Origin of the sequence: Paenibacillus sp. 23TSA30-6, assembly GCF_014858585.1 — a bacterium.
Taxonomy (GTDB): Bacteria; Bacillota; Bacilli; order Paenibacillales; family Paenibacillaceae; genus Paenibacillus.
Genome location: NZ_SLTL01000015.1, coordinates 124449 through 142591, shown reverse-complemented (window position 1 = coordinate 142591; position 18143 = coordinate 124449). Strand labels below are relative to the sequence as shown.

Annotated in this window: 19 protein-coding genes and 1 pseudogene; 3 read left to right on the top strand and 17 right to left on the bottom strand. The window is 47.7% G+C overall.

The genetic code is table 11. The features are described from left to right. Nucleotides 1-160 precede the first annotated feature (160 nt). The 7 genes from E0698_RS15545 to E0698_RS15520 all read right to left on the bottom strand — a co-directional run bounded on the left by E0698_RS15545 (nt 161) and on the right by E0698_RS15520 (nt 4677). Nucleotides 161-340 (bottom strand): hypothetical protein, encoded by a 180-nt coding sequence (locus tag E0698_RS15545; protein WP_134912084.1) that lies wholly within the window; start codon nt 338-340, stop codon nt 161-163. 24 nt (nt 341-364) lie between these two features. Beyond that, nucleotides 365-805 (bottom strand): hypothetical protein, encoded by a 441-nt coding sequence (locus E0698_RS15540; RefSeq protein WP_134912083.1) that lies wholly within the window; start codon nt 803-805, stop codon nt 365-367. Nucleotides 806-1039: 234 nt separating this feature from the next. After that, nucleotides 1040-1384 (bottom strand): transposase, encoded by a 345-nt coding sequence (locus tag E0698_RS27695; RefSeq protein ID WP_443146915.1) that lies wholly within the window; start codon nt 1382-1384, stop codon nt 1040-1042. After that, nucleotides 1384-1749, bottom strand: a complete 366-nt coding sequence (locus E0698_RS27690; protein WP_443146914.1) for a hypothetical protein — start codon at nt 1747-1749, stop codon at nt 1384-1386. Before E0698_RS27690 ends, E0698_RS27695 begins: the two co-directional genes overlap by 1 nt. Before the next feature lie 936 nt (nt 1750-2685). Beyond that, entirely contained in the window at nt 2686-3021 is a 336-nt protein-coding gene (locus E0698_RS15530) for a hypothetical protein (protein WP_134912082.1), read from the bottom strand. 15 nt (nt 3022-3036) lie between these two features. Continuing rightward, the gene (locus E0698_RS15525) at nt 3037-3750 is read right to left on the bottom strand and encodes a pirin family protein (protein ID WP_192512133.1); all 714 of its coding nucleotides are present in this window, start codon (nt 3748-3750) and stop codon (nt 3037-3039) included. A gap of 69 nt (nt 3751-3819) precedes the next feature. Beyond that, nucleotides 3820-4677: a LysR family transcriptional regulator gene (locus E0698_RS15520; protein WP_134912080.1), complete on the bottom strand. Its 858-nt coding sequence runs from the start codon at nt 4675-4677 to the stop codon at nt 3820-3822. 179 nt (nt 4678-4856) lie between these two features. Between E0698_RS15520 and E0698_RS15515 the strand changes: the two genes are divergently transcribed. Further along, complete coding sequence (locus E0698_RS15515; RefSeq protein ID WP_189338160.1) at nt 4857-5837, top strand: DMT family transporter; 981 nt, start codon at nt 4857-4859, stop codon at nt 5835-5837. Nucleotides 5838-5932: 95 nt separating this feature from the next. On the opposite strand, the gene E0698_RS15510 is transcribed toward E0698_RS15515, so the two are convergent. The 6 genes from E0698_RS15510 to E0698_RS15485 all read right to left on the bottom strand — a co-directional run bounded on the left by E0698_RS15510 (nt 5933) and on the right by E0698_RS15485 (nt 11241). Continuing rightward, complete coding sequence (locus E0698_RS15510) at nt 5933-7924, bottom strand: methyl-accepting chemotaxis protein (protein ID WP_134912078.1); 1992 nt, start codon at nt 7922-7924, stop codon at nt 5933-5935. Between the two features lie 156 nt (nt 7925-8080). Then, the gene (locus E0698_RS15505) at nt 8081-8488 is read right to left on the bottom strand and encodes a DoxX family protein (RefSeq protein ID WP_149094211.1); all 408 of its coding nucleotides are present in this window, start codon (nt 8486-8488) and stop codon (nt 8081-8083) included. A gap of 119 nt (nt 8489-8607) precedes the next feature. After that, nucleotides 8608-9468 (bottom strand): M56 family metallopeptidase, encoded by an 861-nt coding sequence (locus E0698_RS15500; RefSeq protein WP_192512132.1) that lies wholly within the window; start codon nt 9466-9468, stop codon nt 8608-8610. A gap of 3 nt (nt 9469-9471) precedes the next feature. Further along, nucleotides 9472-9885, bottom strand: coding sequence for a BlaI/MecI/CopY family transcriptional regulator (locus E0698_RS15495; protein ID WP_014278583.1), 414 nt, complete (start codon nt 9883-9885; stop codon nt 9472-9474). 145 nt (nt 9886-10030) lie between these two features. Next, the gene (locus tag E0698_RS15490) at nt 10031-10870 is read right to left on the bottom strand and encodes a winged helix-turn-helix transcriptional regulator (protein WP_192512131.1); all 840 of its coding nucleotides are present in this window, start codon (nt 10868-10870) and stop codon (nt 10031-10033) included. Continuing rightward, entirely contained in the window at nt 10846-11241 is a 396-nt protein-coding gene (locus E0698_RS15485; protein ID WP_149094214.1) for a Fur family transcriptional regulator, read from the bottom strand. Before E0698_RS15485 ends, E0698_RS15490 begins: the two co-directional genes overlap by 25 nt. Before the next feature lie 185 nt (nt 11242-11426). Here E0698_RS15485 and E0698_RS15480 point away from each other — a divergent pair, with 185 nt between their 5' ends. Then, the gene (locus E0698_RS15480) at nt 11427-11726 is read left to right on the top strand and encodes a hypothetical protein (protein ID WP_238354015.1); all 300 of its coding nucleotides are present in this window, start codon (nt 11427-11429) and stop codon (nt 11724-11726) included. Between the two features lie 178 nt (nt 11727-11904). On the opposite strand, the gene E0698_RS26930 is transcribed toward E0698_RS15480, so the two are convergent. Both E0698_RS26930 and E0698_RS26925 read right to left on the bottom strand, forming a co-directional pair. After that, entirely contained in the window at nt 11905-12234 is a 330-nt protein-coding gene (locus E0698_RS26930; RefSeq protein ID WP_337916290.1) for a GerAB/ArcD/ProY family transporter, read from the bottom strand. A 100-nt stretch (nt 12235-12334) separates the two neighbouring features. Beyond that, nucleotides 12335-12901: pseudogene (locus E0698_RS26925) on the bottom strand (spore germination protein); the annotation flags it as partial. 388 nt (nt 12902-13289) lie between these two features. Here E0698_RS26925 and E0698_RS15465 point away from each other — a divergent pair. Next, nucleotides 13290-14381, top strand: coding sequence for a diguanylate cyclase (locus tag E0698_RS15465; protein ID WP_192512128.1), 1092 nt, complete (start codon nt 13290-13292; stop codon nt 14379-14381). Nucleotides 14382-14456: 75 nt separating this feature from the next. On the opposite strand, the gene E0698_RS15460 is transcribed toward E0698_RS15465, so the two are convergent. Both E0698_RS15460 and E0698_RS15455 read right to left on the bottom strand, forming a co-directional pair. Next, nucleotides 14457-14951, bottom strand: coding sequence for an Rrf2 family transcriptional regulator (locus E0698_RS15460; RefSeq protein ID WP_134912069.1), 495 nt, complete (start codon nt 14949-14951; stop codon nt 14457-14459). A 66-nt stretch (nt 14952-15017) separates the two neighbouring features. Next, nucleotides 15018-17999: a glycoside hydrolase family 3 C-terminal domain-containing protein gene (locus tag E0698_RS15455; protein WP_192512127.1), complete on the bottom strand. Its 2982-nt coding sequence runs from the start codon at nt 17997-17999 to the stop codon at nt 15018-15020. Nucleotides 18000-18143: the final 144 nt, after the last annotated feature.

Genomic DNA, 18143 nt, shown 5'->3' with positions numbered 1-18143 from the left:
GTGCGGTGAAAGCTGCATGCACGGTGTGGAGGAGGGGAAAAGGCGGAGATCATATCAAACCCTTACCTATTCCAATAACAAGGGTGGAGTGATATATTTTATCAACTCCACCCTTTTTCTATGTTTGATGATTTCAGTCTTTTTTCTATGTTTGATGATTTCAGTCTTTTTTCTTGGTACCGCTTTTTACTACAAAAAACAACAATGATAAGAAAAATAGAGCCTGTGAAGTTTTAACCATCAACCTGATTCCTTCACCTGAATCTTTTATATCGAACAGAATATCAGCAATGGATACCAAACCTGTAGTAATAAGTATAATCAATGCGAGTATGTACACGTTTAGTCCCCCTTTTGTTCGGTTTTACAGCAGGAAGAAGACAATTGCTCTCGATGCGGGTTCGGCCAACCATGCAGGCAATCCAACATATTTTAAGGCGTAAGCAAGACCATCCTCTGCTGTGCCTGTGAAATCTACCATGATATCCAAAGCTTGCATTATTACTTGATAGCCAAGATAATATTTCAAAGTTTCTTTTGCACCGTCGGTCAAAAGCGGTATCTTATCTACATAAATTTTTATCTGTTCATTCCAAGCACGTGATCCAATATTCTTTAGTTTAGAAATTAATTCTAACGCTACTTCTTTTGCGAACTTTGATCTCCAGCCTTGTGTACTTACTTCTCCAGATGGACGTTGAGTATCGACCAGTCCAAGATTAGTGCCTACAGTTTTGAAAAGGTCATCATAATCAACTTGTCTTAATTCTTGCTCTACTCTTTCATCAACAATTCCATTTTCCAAGTCAATCTTAGTCTCTGAAGTTATAGAAGATTCTACGTTGTTTGCAGCTTGAGCATTGGCGAAAGCAGGAATGTAAACGATGACAACATAAGAGCTGATAATGACGCAATACCCAATTGCTTAAACTTTTGCATAAAATCAATCCTATCTTCATAAATTTGGTATATTAATCAGTATACTAACATGAATTATATGTTTTTGTAAAATAGAGGGATATAGTAGCACGTCTGTTGATTAACCAGAATAAGTAATTTGATTCATAGAAGCAGAGACACGCTTAAGAAGAACATGCTGAATCTGGATCAGCCATTCCACCGGTAGATTTTGCAGAAGAAAAAGACGAGAAAATCGAGCAAAAGAAAGAATGGAATGTTTGGGCCACGTCCCTTGAGCGGCATCAAATAACCATTTAAGCAGGACATAAACGATGAGCGCGCAAAAGAGTTGCCCATAAACCGCATTTTCGGTCGTGCCAAACAGCGTTGGAATATTCAAATGTTGCTTGATCCAACGGAAAAAGACCTCAATCTGCCATCGAGCTTTATACATCTGTGCGATTTGTTCCGCCGTGACCTGCATTAAATCGGTAACGACTCGGATTTCTCGACCTTCAAAATCCCCGAAATATCACCACACGATGACGTTGCTCGGAACGACACTGCGGTGTCCCCAACCGGCAAGTGATATCCCGAATGACGGATGAATCTGCCTTCTTGAGACGGGAAAGTGCATGAGGTTTCTCCAAATTTGACGTTTTCGCGAAGCCGAATGACAAAAGATTGTCCTTGGATTTTGAAGTCGTCCAGACGCTCCAGTTTCCCATAAGCACGGTCCATCACCACAATGTAGTCCGGTTGAGCCAACGCTTCACTCACGGGGCCATCATGTTTGGAGCGTTTCGACCACCCGAAGGGGTTGCCCATTTTGGACTCGTAAAGCGACATGAAGTTTAATACCTGCACGCTCCCCGTGATAAGGAGCCCAGGGTAGTCGTGTTTTTTCCCACCGTCATGGTAGTCGAATCGATGAGGAGTAACTCTTTGGGAAACGTAAGTTTTCGGCGTGTTTCTCGGCTACACTTGTGAATAACCCGATGATGGTTATTATAGCCTATGAAAAGTGACTGTTTATTGAACAATTTATGACCGAATGATGGCCGTTCGTTAGACTTTTGATGTGGTAAATTTGTATCATGGAAAATCAAATAAGGAACACACCACAGCTTTCGAGCCTCGGTGATCAGTAAAATGGTCTTGTCATTCCTCTCTAGTAACTAAGTACAAATGCTTTTATGCAACAGCGCAGCGTTTTGCACCCCGCTTGCGGGAATAGGTTTTATCGCTGTTTATTTTTTCGGGTTTTAATAAGCGCCTGTGTTACTTTGGTGCTATAAATACATAGGCAGATACAAGTCACTCATTTGGGTGGCTTTTTTATTGCCATGAAAGGTTGAAAAGGTTTTGAAGAAGAAGCAGACGAAAGGAATTTTGCTACACATGAAAGGACCACCAAAACAGACGAAAAAATGCAAAGGTTGTGTATGGGGTAGATGGGATGGTATAAAACAGTTTTGTTTGAGGCCACGTCCTTGTGTTAAAGGGGGGAATCTTCTTGAATGTTTTTGAAGAAGCAAATGTAGATATGTGGGGTAGTGCGACGTTACGGTATGGAGAGATTCATACCCCAATGGTATCAATCTCTCACATTTCCGTAATAAACGATGCCGATAAGAGTTGAATCAAGCGTTGACTTTTATCGCCAACACCCTTTCCAAGCCTTTATCGACAAATTCGAGGTGCGAAGGACCCGGGTTTTTTATGTGAGCTTCACATTCGCACCTTACTTGGACAGCCACTTCAAAAATTCAATATAAAATGGTGTTAATCTCCCCAATACTCCTCGGGATGATATTCAATCTTAGAATCAGCTTCGAGTGTAAGCTCGCCTGTCTGATCATTATATTTCACGTTTTCCGGGTTAACGTAATACCAATGCTTCACAACGGCTCCGTTCTCCGGCGTTACAAAACGGAATACATTCAGTTCCCCGCTATAACGCACAATCACCTCCGCCGCCTCACGCGGCAGCTCTTGAAGCGTGAAGCGAAACACGCCGTCCACCGATTCCAGATGGCAATCGAATACCTGCTTGCGGCTGTCAGCAAAGCTGCGACCCGTGACGGCATGCTTGATCAGCCATGTTTCCTGCTGCGCCATTGCGCGCACCTCCTTTTAGGGCAAATCTATCAGCATGTAAAAGACAGGCTCCTGTGCCTCCAGTGACAGCTTCGGCTCCTGCTCAATGCGGGCCGAATCGCGCCCGTTCAGCATATGTTCACCGTTCACACGCAGTGAGCCTTCGATAACAAACAAGAACACGCGTCGCCCCTCGGACTGTGTGAATTCCACACGCTCTCCGGTCTGAAGCTTGCTTAAATAAATCGTCAAATCCTGATTAATCGCAGCTATTTCGCCATCTGTGCCTGGAACACGCTTCCCGGCAACGACAGGCAAAAGCTGACCGTGCAATCGCTCAGGGTTGAACGCAGTAGCTTCATACGACGGTTCCAGTCCTCTCGTAAGCGGGCTAAACCACAATTGCAGCAGACTGACATCCTCTGTTTGCGAAGCGTTGTGCTCCGTATGGACGATGCCGCGGCCCGCCGACATTCGCTGAATGCCTCCAAAACGGGTCACCGCCACATGTCCACGGTTGTCCTCATGGCGCAGCTCTCCATAGAGTACGATGGAGACAATCTCCATGTCACTGTGCGGATGCGCCCCAAAGCCCCGTCCCGGTGCAATCACGTCGTCATTACAGACACGCATGGGGCCAAACTCTGTATTGTTCTCATCCTGATATTCCGCGAATGAAAAGCTGTGACTGCCCCGCAGCCATCCCTTATCGAAGCTGAATCGGGAAGCAGCCGGATATATTGTGAACATAGTAGCCCTCCTTCAGGAAGAAAAATGAGATCAAATCTTTTTCATTGTACCTGAGCCCCAACGATAAAGCTATGCCCCCGTCTGGGCGATAATTTCATCCATAAAAGACTGCAAGGTACTGGTCACATAGGCTTCCTTACGACGGATAAATACTGTTGTCACTTCGTTGTACGGCTCGGGCATTGCATGACAATGCACCAGACCCTGAGCAGCCAGCCCGCTGATGGAGGATTCAGGAAAAACCGTCATTCCGATGCCAGCCGCCACACTGCCGATAATCGTCTCGAATGTTCCAAACTCCATAATCTGCTTGGGAATAATGCCCTCCATCTTGAGCCAGGTTTCCAGCCGCCCACGGTAGCCGCAGCCTTTTTTATATAAAAGGAGCGGACGGGTCGTTACATCCTCAACGGAAAAGTCATCTCCTTGGGAAACAAGGACCAGCTTTTCCTGAAACACATCCAACTGTTCAATGAGGGGATGCTTCACCGGTCCGGTCACAAAGGCACCATCCAGCCTCATCTCCGCAACCTCCTGTACCAGGTGCTCCGTAACCCCTGCCTTGAGGGACAGCTCGACATCCGGGTGCTTGCTATAGTAAGCATGTAAAATCGCCGGGAGAGCGATCACCGTCTCCACGATCCCTATCTCCAACACCCCCGAAGGCGCTGAGGTACTCTGAAACGCATGTTTCATTTCCTCGAATTGCGACAAAATGCTTTTCGTATATTGCAACAGACGCTTGCCCTCTGCGTTGAGGATCATGCCCCGCTTATGTCTATAAAATAAAGGCGTTTGCAGCTCCTTTTCCAGTAGCTTGATTCTGGCCGTTACATTGGACTGGACATAGCTAAGCTCGGCTGCCGCCTTGCTGACACTGCCATGAGCAGCCACCGTCTGGAAAATGTTTAAGTCGTTCAGATCCACTACTGCTCCCCCTTATCGTGAAGGACAAGACCATCAAAATTGACGGGCCTTGTCACTTATTATCATTTTAAATGATGTTAACGTTTATTTTCAATCATTTTACCAACAGCTCCCTGTCCATTATGATGTGTCCATAAGATATGTCCGCTGAGGCCGGCAAGGAGGAGCTTTTTTTCACCATGAATAGACAAATCATGACCGGATCTTTATTGTGCCTGATCGCTAGTATGTCCTGGGGGGCCATGTTTCCGGTTTCGCACATTGCATTGCAACAAGTCAATCCGCTGTACTTTTCATTTTTACGTTATTTTTCGGTTACGCTCATATTAATTGTGCTGTTGTGGCTCAAAGAGGGACGGGCTGCTTTTCGCTTTGAGGGCAAGGGCAAGACATTGCTGTTCTTTGGTACGATGGGATTTACCATTTATAATATGGCCGTTTTCCAGGGACAGCACGCGATGGGTGCAGCAGGTACCATTGTAGCTTCTATTATGGAAGTGCTGATGCCGATGATTTCGATTGCGATGATATGGGTCATGACCCGTAAAATGCCGCCAAAATACACACTGATCAGTATGATGATCGCACTGGCTGGAGCTATACTCGTGATTACGAACGGAAAATGGGCCTTTTTCACACTCGCCGGACAGCATTTGCTGCCGCTGCTGCTCATTTTCGCAGGGGTGATTGGATGGGTCGTGTATTCCATGGGAGGCAGCCATTTTGCAGGGTGGTCCACTCTTCGATACTCTACCTTAACCTGCCTGCTCGGAACTCTGGTTTCCTTTGTAGTCGTCGCAACCGCCTCCGCTTTCAACTGGGTTGCGGTACCAGACTGGCAGCATGTATGGTCGGTCAAATATGAAATGAGCTTTATGATCCTGCTTCCAGGACTTGCAGCCTTACTGAGCTGGAATGCCGGAATCCGAATGCTGTCACCACTGAACGGAATTTTGTTTATTAACTTTGTACCGATTACCACACTGGTGCTTATGTATTTCCAAGGCTATACCATCAGTCATTTTGAGCTGTACGGGACATTGCTGGTCATTTTCGCGTTGCTGCTCAACAATATGGTTCAGAGAAGTTCTCTACGCACTTCCGACAGTCCGCGCCGCATGCGTTTTCGGCTGGATCGTCGCAAGTCATTCCAAAGATAGTCTTTAAATCTACGACAAAGAAGTTGTGGCAAAATGCATGCAAAAAAAGCGCCCGGACATGAGATAAACTCATGTATCTGGGCGCTTTTATCGTTTTATTGATCTTTTCCTTCCACTTGGAAACGTCCGACCAGTTCACGCAGTTCCTCTGCCATTTGGCTCAGGTCCGCTGAGGAAGAAGCAATTTCCTCAATAGAGGCGAGCTGCTGCTCAGCGGCGGCTGAGATCGACTCCGTGTTGCCCGCTGCCTCGTTCGAAATCTGGGAAATGTCGCTCATAATTCCAACGACACCTACTGCTCCCCGAGCCATCTCCTGTGTCACTCCGGTAATATCTTTGATATGCTCCATCGCTCGTTCCACGGCATGGCTAATTTCTGCAAAGGATTGCTCCGACGTGCTTACCGAATCAATTCCTTCCGTAACCCGTGTCCGTGCTTGATGCATAGCTGCCAAAGCATGGTTCATATCCACCTGCATCGCATCAATACGCTGCGAAATCAAGGTAGCCGATTTGGCCGATTCCTCGGCCAGCTTACGTACCTCTGTCGCAACCACAGCAAATCCTTTACCATGATCCCCGGCGCGTGCCGCCTCAATGGACGCGTTCAGTGCCAGCAGATTCGTCTGTTTAGCAATTCCGGATATAACGCTGATAATATTCACAATTTCACCGGAGCGCTCGCTAAGAGAATCCATCGCCTGTCCCAGATCATTAACCGTCTCGTCGATGTCATGCATCTTCTGTACAGCTTGCGTAGCTGCCTTGCTGCCCTCTTGAGCTGACTCGGCATTTCGCTTCACATTCTCAGATACGCCCATCATACGCTCAGACACATTCTCAGCCTGCCGGGCAAGCTCCTCCATACGCCCCGAGCCATATTTTACACTCTGGACCTGGTGTTCGCTGCCTACGGCTACATCCTGAATAGCAATGGTGACATGCTCGATGGCTTTGGTCGTCTGATCTGCACCCGCAGCCAGCTCCTCTGCCGAGGAACTTACCCGATCTGTTGTTTCGTGTACGCTTCGAATCATCGTGCGCAAGCTGTCTACCATCGTTTGAAAGTGGGAAGACAACTGACCAACCTCATCAGTTTTTCCTGTTTCCAAATCGCCTGTCAAATCTCCTTCACTGATCTGCTCTGCCGATTTTTGCAGTCTGCGGATCGGCACCAGGACAGAACGGGTAATCAGGAAAATCGCAATAAGTGCAAGCACCAACGAGGCTGCCAGCACGAAAATGGTTACGTAACGCATGGCAGCGGTGGCAGCGCTAATCTCGGATTGATAGAAGGTTCCTGCAATTTTCCAGCCGGTTTCCTTATTCGTTGCATAGTTCAGATACTTCTCTTGACCTTCATATACATATGTATACTGCCCGCTCGGCGCAGCGTACATATCATTAATAAAGCTTGCATCAAGAGATGTACCCGGCTTAGCCGTAGGGTGGACCACAAATTTTTTCGTATGATCCAAAATAATGATATATCCCTCTTGCCCCACTTTGATGGAAGCCAGTTTACGTACACTTTCCAGATTCAGAGAGATCCCGATAACACCAGACTGATCGGGGAGCGTTTGAGATACCACGACAACAGGAATACCCGAAGAATTGATGATGACAGGGGTGATCATCACCTTACCGGGCTGCTTCATCGCTTCGATGTACCATGGTCGTTTGCGGGGATCAAATGTACCTTCGTTCTCCTTGGGTACGCCGCGGATCATCAAGCCCTCTGTTGTACCGACAAAAATATCGGTCGCATCCTCGTGCAGACCTATGTATTGAATCAGCTTGGGCTGAATCAACGGGCTGTTTCGACCATCAATCATGGAGCTGTCGAGTCCCTTAGCTAAATAACCCACATCTTTGATTTTACTGGCAAGTGCATAATCAATAACCGAATTAGCCGTCGCTACTCCCTGATTTGCACTGCTGTAGAGCTGCTTCTCCATAGCATTAAACGATGAATTATAAGTCGCGATAGATATACTTAAGCTCGGGACCAACAAAACAAGTAAAAATCCTAAAATCAGCTTGTTCCTGAGTGTCCAAATGGTTTTTCTCTTTTGCATTTTTTCCATGTGTTTTTCCCCTTTACTTGAAAAGCTATGTTTTTGAAATTACACTCGATGGAAGTTATATCGGTTAAATAAAGCAAATGAATTACATCCAATTTTCGTAAATGAGCAAAACAAAAAAACCGCGCCCTGAGACTAAGGACGCGGTTATATGATCATTTAGACCTGTACGTTGCTGCTTTCAGGCTTTTTACGGCCAAACAACTGATCCACCGCCAGAAAACGTCCACCAACAAGTGCTTGCTGAAGGCTAGTGAACAGAACCAGCAGATCAAATTCAATTGAGCCAAAGGGCTGTCCTTTTTTAGCAGTCAGCAATACACCGATCATAACGATGGTCAATGCTGCTCCGGCAAGTCGTGTTCCAATACCCAGTACCAGTGCAATACCGCCAACCAGTTCAACCGCAGCGACCACAGGAGCCAACCAACCAGGAAGTCCGATACTTTGGAAGAAGCCGGAGGTTCCGTCCAGTCCCTGAAATTTTTGTAATCCATGAACACTGAAAATGACTCCTGTAAAGATTCGTACCAACAGTAATCCAATATTCGTAAGTGTTTGATTCATATGCTCATCTCCTTTTAGGTTGTGTACAGATTAGGTAATAACACTACAATGTGTAGTGTATTACATATCAATAATCGGTAGCGCGTAAAGCGCCACCCATTAGGATATAACTTGCCAAACTACATTAACGCCAGTCCAAACATAAGCGTCAGCATCACCAGCACATAACCGGAAAACATAATCGAACGCCAGGGCAGTTGGATTACCGGCTCTTGCTGAGGGTCCAAAATACGTGATATCCGATAATTAATGGACGTTTCTGCAAAAGAGGAACAAGCGGCGGAATTCACCAGATGGGCATTGGCGGGCGTCATACTTAGCAGTTTGAGCAATGCACTTCCAATTCCCATCGGTGAACCTGTTCGGTTAATGGCTGCATTGTCAGCCAAAATTTCGCGGGCTGTCTTGTAAAGCTTGGTAATATGACGCAGCACAGGCAAATAAAACAGCAATGTAGCACACATTTGCAGCAGCCAGGTCTTCAACGGATCATAATGCTTCATATGATACGCCTCATGGTATACAACTGCCTCCTCCTCATGCTTGTCCAGTACTGACAGCAATGCGGAGGACAGCACAATACGAGGCTTCCACAAGCCCATGGTGAATGCGGCAGGCTTGGCGTAATTAATGACCCAAATCCGGTCAGCTCCAAGGTCGCGATATCGTGTACCCAGAGCCTCCGTAAGCACCGAATCACGCATCCGGTGCAGTCTGCGGAAAGCCGCCCTTGTGGCCATACACTGTCGTATCGCTTCTACCCCGGCAATCCCAAAGGTGAGAAAGACGAGTCCACTGAGCGCATCCACCATGTAGCCAATTCCGTAGTTCTGCAACAGACTTCTACAAATCTGAAACACGTTAAAATCCAATTTCCAGCCGAAAATATGCTGCCCGGCGTACATACCCATCTGTATAAGGGCGAAACCCGAAATAAAGGCGCCTGCTGTAAACAGTAATTTAGAACGTGTTTTCCACATCGTCTATATATCCTTTTTCCATTGTTTAATTTTTTGTTCCAGACGTTCGATCAGCATAGGATCGGCCACCTCCAGAGCATCAATCATATGATTTACAGCGAGTGGGCCGAATTCATCCACCAGTTCGTGGCTTAACTCCTTGGACTGTTCATCCCTGAATTCTTCCCTGCTCAAAACCGGTCGATACAAAGACGTTCTCCCGCGTATACTCTTGCTCAGTATCCCCTTTTCCACCAGACGGTTCATCACGGTCATCACCGTATTGAAATTAAAGTCCCGATCCCCCTCCAACGCGGTCTGCACTTCTTTAATGCTCCGATCCGAAGTGGACCATAAAATATCCATAATTTTGGCTTCCAGAGGTCCAAAAAAACGGTTGAGTCCGGTTTCGCCAGTTTTAAAATTCAGTCGTTTCATAAGAAGCACCTCGCACTACCGATTGTAGTGTATATATCCTGATAAAGTCAACCGTCACACCTAATGTCAGTTTCTTCAAAGGGACTTATATACATCCGCCGAATGTCTCCATCCGGCGGCAATTCATAGCCTGATCAGCTTCCGTTCAATCCGCCAATCTGTAGCCTACACCTCTTACCGTTGCTATATATTCAGGCTCCGCAGGCCGGTCGCCCAGCTTCTTGCGCAAGCTTTTGACATGCACATCCACGACATTGCTGCCGCCTACAAAATCCGTCTCCCAGATATCGTGCATCATCTGCTCACGAGAAATGACTTTGCCTTGAGCATCCATCAGCTTCAATAGCAAGTCGTATTCCGTTTTGGTCAGATTCAATTGATTCCCTTCTTTATATACTAACATTTTATCACGGTCAATCCAGATGTCCTTGAACACCGTACGACGGCTGCCTTGCACTGCCTGCCGGGAAGCTGCCGGATGACGTACAATCATCCGTTCAATATCATGCACCATATGATTGGAAGCCAGCGGCCATACCAGAACTTCTTCCGAAGGAAGCAGCTCATGCGCACGTACAGCCATCCGATCCTGAATCACATACATGACAGGTGTGTCTTTCATCTGTTCCGCCTCAAGACGATTACGGATATCCAGTAATTCACTCCGTGTATCCGTAGCGGTCAAATCGTAAATCAACAGATCGCTTCCCAGATGACGTTGTACTTCAGGCTCCCAGCGGTGGAACACCATCACGTCAAAGCATGCATCTGACAGCGTACGCACCAAGCCGTGAACTACACCTGGAACCGAGCTGATCAGAACGATGCGACGCGTCGTTGGACAGTACAACGGCTCATTGGAAGGAACCGCCTGGAACGCAGGAACAGAGGGAGCTGACAGCATGGAGGTCCAGATGCCCTTCACCCGTCTCGGCATATCTGCCGCTTTGAGCTGATTCGTTACCTGATTCGCTTGCTTTGGCATTCCTTACACACTCCTCCGAATACGACATGGGCATGGGCAATAGTGTACCCCGTTTCATGCGCAACCGTCTCAATCCAATCATGTGGAACCTCGCTCATCACTTCATCTACCTGTCCACACACCTGACAGATAATATGCTGGTGGTCGTCCATCCGTCCGTCATAACGGCTGGCGGCCTCACCCAGCTTCAATTCGCGGATTAATTCCTTATCCGTCAAATAACGCAGTGAATTATAGACCGTTCCATAGGCAAGATTGTATCCGCGCTCCATCAACCGGTTCATAACGTCAGCCGCAGTGGGATGATCGTGGGCCTCACGGACCACATCGTACACTGCTTGACGCTGCGAAGTTAAATTCAAAGTTCTCATACCGCATCTCCCTTAACGAACGCAGATTATATTTATTCTCAACTTATAATCACAACAAAAATTAATTTAGAATAAGTATAAATCCTAATTCATTTCAAGTCAATGGGATCGGATAAATTGAGCCACTTTGCATCACAATGTATACAAGATATACGTTCAACTCATACACACGAGGGGGATATTTGATGAAAATACTCTGGATATTCACACTCTTTATGGTACTCATTCTCGGAACCAATCTGCTGGTGAATTGGCTATTCGGTATTCATAATCCCTGGGAGCCTATGTTATTGGCTTTTCGCACCACGCGACCATCCGAATATATCGTCTTGGCAGGAATGCCACTGCTGCTCTTGGTTACCGTAGGTAAAAAGCAAATTGGATACACATTTCGCTTTCTTTTCTCTCGATGGTCACGATTTCTGAGTGTTCCCGCCTCCCACCTCTGCTTCCATTACAAAAGAGCAACAAGGCAAAAGAGGTAACAACAAATAACGGGGCAAGTAAATGATACTGACGTGTCGTTCAACATTAAGATAGTGTCTTATGAAGCATTCCCTTTTCCTTTACTGCTACCTTTTTTTCGGAATCCTGACACGATAAGCAGCAAAAGAGGAAATATCACTGAAAATGTCGGAAACATCCACTTAAGCACAAACTGACCTATGGCAATATGCTCTTGATGCTTTGGGCCATTAGCAAGGAGGAGGTAAGCATAATCAGTCCAAATGGCAACAACAATCTGTCGGGAGGAACACGCAGTACATCGCTTCCTGCTTTAACCGCCGCATAAAAGAAAATAAAAATTTTAAAAAAGTCGACAATGATAACGGTCATAACGCCAATCACATTCAGCCTGTCGATAAAATCCGTTATTTCCACCTTGCCGATCATCGTGAGCAGCGGGTATGTTGCTCGCTGGAACAAATCTTCTCCTAGAACCAGCACATTTATCAACGCAATCAAGGAAAAGGCTATGCCTCCCAGCAGCACAGAAGTAATACCCACAACATTGGCACGATAATCTTTTTTTAACGAAGGAAGAAGGATTATGGTCCTGTATCATCTCTTCCACCATGCCGGATTCGAATATCGCGTCAATATTGATGGATTCCACCCGTCTGCGAACCTCTTTCACAACGCTTTGATCCGCAATATCCTTCATATACAGCATAGCGACGTTTGTTAAGGAGGTGCTTCCTACCTTGAATATTTCCAGTGTAAGATCCGAGCTTTTAATCCTCCTGCGGACCAGCGATACATTGGTGAACAGGGATTCCACAAACCCATCCTTCGATCCCCTGACGACAGACTGTGTGGTTGGCTCGTTGACCGCCCGCACCTCTCCTCCATGTGTACCGCACGAGATGGCTTTTTCACAGCCTTCCAGTAAAATGATCGTGTCTCCCATAAGGAGATGCTCCATCATGGTATTCCAATCATCGCAGTCCTTCACCTCACCCAGCGAAAGCGCATGTCCCTGTATCCGTTTGTACAGCCCGTCTGCGCTTTCTTCCTCCGCAGCTACCTCGGCGAAAGGGCGGCTAAGCAACGACTTCATGACGAGTTCATTCACTGTATCCGTTTTGACCATACTATCCAGAAAGACAACCGCGGCAGGCACGTTCGCCTTTAGACCCAAAGCAAAGTGGCGGACCATAAAATCAGGACTGTCTGAGGTCAATTCCTTAATCTGCTGTAAGTTGGTTTCCACATTAGTTTCAATCTTTAAAGAACGCGAAGAACTTCCACTATTCGAGTTTCCAATTTTCTTGTCCGCACCCGACTTTTTGCTATGTTTGCGATAGGGATAGCGAATCATGAGCAAACCTCATCTCCAGAAAGGCAGCGATAGACACCCCCTATTTTTCCTTATTCTTGTATGTTTGGAGTATGCTCAATCTATTCCCAGTTATGCACTGGCCCTATGCCTGAAACGCTATAATCCACGCTAACGTATTAAATTTCAATAAAGTTCTTCATTTTCAAGCTTAGTGACATTTTTTTTGATAAAATGAAGTAATATGCCTCTCGGGAGGGTTAGCATCTTGTTTAGTACGTTTTTTGTAAATACCTGTATTCTTGTCACCTTTCTGTATATAACCGGTCTCATATCGCAAAGATATAAAATACGTCTCCAAAATTTAAAACGCAAGGCTCATTGGATCGGTGGCGCTCTATTTGGATGCTATGGCATTATCTTGATGTACTATTCGTTCCCAGTGGGTTTTAATACAATTGCCGATCTTCGTCATCTGGCCATCGTAGCTACGGCAGCTTACATTGGCGGACCGGCAACACTCATGGCTACCCTATTTATATGCTTAGGCAGATTAATGCTGTTTGGTATCACCACTCAAGCCATTGTGGGGGCTTTTTTTATGATGCTCGTGGGCCTGGGTTGCGCTTTACTGTCACATCTGTCCTGGTCACGTTTAACGAAGATGATGATGATGAACGTTTTCGCTTTGGGCATTATTTTCTGCTCTCTCACAATTAATTTGAATGATATTAATGATGTTCTGGACGTTTATCCACTCCATTTTGTTGTTTCTATGGCAGGCGGATTTCTTCTGTATCTCATTGCTGAGTCCATCAATACCTCCAATGAGCTGTTACTTCGTCTGGAGCATACCTCCTATACAGATCATCTCACCAATTTAAGCAACAGAAGACAGCTCGAATTTTCATTGGAAGAGCAGCTTCCTCAAGCTCGTCAACGTCATGAGCATCTATCTGTACTTGTATTGGATATTGATCATTTTAAGGAAGTGAACGATACCTACGGTCATGCGGCCGGGGATGCGGTGCTGCGTCAGCTAGGTCAGATTTTGATAGACAAATGTCGCTCCTCTGATGTGGTAACCCGCAGCGGCGGGGAGGAATTCACCGTACTTCTGCCGAATTGTGCTTTCCGGCAAGCGTTACGCATAGCGAATCAGATCCTTGGTGGGGTAGATCAGTACGAGTTCGTTTTGTCGGACGGGCTTGTACTCAAAGTCACGGTGTCTATCGGTGTAACGACCTTTCCCGATACCGGGGGGGATATGTCCGGGGCTGCTTTGCTGGAACAGGCGGATAAAGCACTATACGAAGCTAAAAATGCAGGGCGTAATCGGGTCTGCTCCTATCAGGTATAACCCTACAGAAATAGCCGATACAACCCTCTCTCGGAAGAGTCGTATCGGCTATTATCCGTTTTGAAAAAAAATGTGTTAATCCCCTTTGGAAGAAGCCTTGGCATCCTTTCCTTCACGATGACAACCGCCCACCACCAGCGTGGTACGCTTGGCAAGCGAAGCCAGGGTATGGGATTCCCATACTTCCAGCATCCGGCGTTCGCTCTCGGCTACAATTTCCGATATGGCTGTCGCCAAATCCTCGCAAAAAGGGCTGCTCTGCGGCTCATGCATCATGCCGGGAAAAATCGGATCGCATATTTCAATGGCGTGGTATATATCGGCGAGTGTAATATGATCTGCCGAGCGGGTAAGCACATAGCCGCCCTCACGGCCTTCGCGTGCCGCAATTAAATCTGCCTGTACAAGTCGCGTCAGCACCCTGCGCACCAAGGTTACTTCGCAGTCAATGGAGCGGGCAATGGAACCGCTGGCACAGAGCTCTCCATGCTTTTCCAAATAGACAAGCGCCTTGACCGCGATTCCAAGCCATTTGGGCGTTGCGGTGCGTAGTCTTTTCTCACTATTCAAATGAAATGACACCCCTAAGCTGTAGAAACTTCGTTGAATGCATTGTACGTGAAGTCAGAAGCAAGTTCAAGCCTGAAGGCCGGAATCCGCTGTAATCGAAGCGCGTAAAGTAAAGTGACTCAGTCGTACTTCACCACTCAACCACAAGTACAAATCACGTGTACCTGAAGCTGTACCCAGTGCTTCGGAAAGCGTAACCCATGCCTGTGCCTCTCCCGTATCACCGACGTTCATACGTGCTACAGCTTCGCCATCCGGTGCATCCAAGCGCAGCTCCAGCGCCGCATCACTGCGATTGCCTGACACGCGGCACTGAAGTTGGGTCACACCCGCCGTTCCCAACTCGACGCCGTGAAGGGCAATCCAGCCGGGACGCTGAGGTGAGCGCGGACGAACACAGGCCTCCTTATGCTCCTTGCTTTCATCCAGCAGAATACCAGAGCAATCATCAAAGTTTTCAGCGCGGATGCTTTGTCCGACTTGGCGAGGTGGAATAGCTTCGCCTCGAACGCGAACCCGGTGTTCCAGCCGGATATCCGCTGAAGAAGCGCCTGCCAGCAATGTATATTCGCCTGATTCAACACAATAGCGATCCCGTGTGACATCCCAAATTGCCCAGTCCTTTACCCGCACCGTAAATGTAATCGTTCGCGTCTCGCCCGGCTCCAGACGAATACGCTGGAATCCGCAAAGCGTCTTCAACGGTCGCTTGACCCGCGAGGCCCCGGACCGCACATATAATTGTACAACCTCTTCCCCGGCGGTTATGCCCTGATTGGTCACATCCACCCACACTTTCAGAGTATCCGAGGCATCAAGTGTAGCAAGAGAGTTGACGCTACCTTCAGTGACAGAGCTATCGTTCGTATCGGGCGCTTGGGCATCTGTACGCACATGGCTGTACTCAAATGGAGAATACGTCAAACCGTGGCCGAATGCGTACAAGGGTTCACCTTCAAAATATTGGTAGGTACGTCCGCCGCGAATAATATCATAATCCTTGATATCACCTAATTGATCCTCCGCTTGATACCATGTCATATTCAAACGGCCCGCTGGCGCATAATCCCCAAACAACACATCTGCAATTGCTGTGCCATGCTCCTGCCCGGCATGAGACGTGTATACGATAGCAGGAATATGCTCCTGCACCCAAGGGATGGCAAACGGATAGCTGCCCGTCAGAACCACAATGGTATTTGGGTTTACCCGATACACTTCCTCAATGAGCCGCTGTTGGGATGCTGCCAGTTCAAGACCCGGACGGTCATTCTCTTCCTTGCCGTTAATCAGCGGGTGATTGCCGACGAATACGATTGCCGTATCTGCCGCTTGGGCGGCGGCTATCGCTTCCGCTACACCATCTGACACTGTATCTACCCGGAAAGCTGTATCTACTTCCGGGGCTATCGAAGCCATCGTCCCGTTGCCCGTTACTGCGTTAGGCGCGGAACTCGCAGCCTCGGCTACCTTCAATGTGCCCTCTGGCCCTGTGATCACAGGCTTGCCGTTCCAGGTCGTCCACAGACTACCTCCGTTTTGGGCAGGAGTCACCCCGAAGACTTCTTTGACATACCAGCCATACGCTTCCTTAGCCGTCACACGAAGCGTCTCCTCATCGCTCGTCACATAGGTGCCCAAACGCTCGTCGGTCAACGTGACGCTGCCGTAGCCCCAATCGCTCACGGTCAAAATCGTCGGCTCGGCATCAAGGGACAGCCGCATATCACCGGAAGAATTGACCGTAAGCTTCGCTCCGTCAGTCACCGCCGCGAAGGTCACACGATCCTTGGCATCGCGGTATACGACGCGCTCCTGCCCGCCTTCGCTTTCCAGCTTGGCGCGAATCGCTTCCAACGGTGTCACCCGATATGGAAGAGTACCGGAATACCAGTCGCGGTATACCTCATTGCCGAGTGCCCCGATCACCGCCACCTTGCCGCACCCCATAGGGTCCAGCGGCAGGAGCTTGTGCTCATTTTTCAGTAATACGATCTGCTCCCTCGCTGCACGCAAGGACAGTTCACGGGCTTGCTCTGTCATCAGGGCCTCTTCCCCGATCAAGGCATAGGGATTGTCTGTCGCCGGATCAAATTCCCCCAGACGAAAGCGAACACGAAATGTATGGAACAACGCCTGATCCAGATCCGTTTCTTGCAGCGTTCCTTGCGCCAAAGCATCACGAATGGCCTGCTTGGACAAATCCGCATCATCCGTAATGCTGTCGATCCCCGCGTGAATAGATTCAGCCACACCCGGCGTGTGGGTGTCATAATACTGATGATCCTTTACGATCCCCATCACATCACCGGCATCACTGACCACAAAGCCGTCCATTCCCCATTCGTCCCTGACAATATCGTTAACACCGTGATACAACGTAGCAGGTGTCCCATTAATCAGGTTATAAGAGGTCATCATGGACTGGGCTTTGCCTTCTGTAAAAGGCTTTTCGAAGGCTTTCAGATAGTATTCACGCAGGTTTCGCGGGTCTATGCTGGAGGAATCACTTCCCCGGTCCACCTCGTTATTGTTACCGAGGAAATGCTTTAATGTCGCAACCGCTTTCAAATATACCGGATGATCGCCCTGTATCCCTTTGACCAATTCCTTTGCCAGCTCTCCCGTCAAATACGGGTCTTCTCCATACGCTTCCTCATTACGCCCCCAGCGCGGATCACGCTCCATATCTACGGTTGGTGCCCACAACGTCAGTCCATTTAGCGCCGGGTCACGGCGGTAGTAGACACGCGCTTCATCCGAAATGACCGAGCCGACTTGTCGCATCAGCTCCGTATCCCACGTGCAAGCCAACCCCACAGGTTGCGGAAATGAAGTCGCCTCTCCCAACCAGGCTATACCATGTGCTGCTTCCGTACCATGCTTGTAGGCGGCGACCCCCAATCGTTCAATGGCAGGCTGATATTGCAGCATGGATTCAATCTTTTCCTCCAAGGTTAGCCGGGATACCAAATCCCGTACACGTTCGTCCAGATGAATCTTCGGATTTTGAAAGAGATATTCTAAATCCGTTGTTTCATGACTCATATCCGTCATCTCCTTATCCCAATCAAAATATGATGAAAAGGTGTATGAAAGCGTTTTAATATATCATAACGAAAAAGGAGAACCCCGGCAACAACGCCGAAGCACTCCTTCTATCACTCATGTCATTACTTGATCTTGATCTCC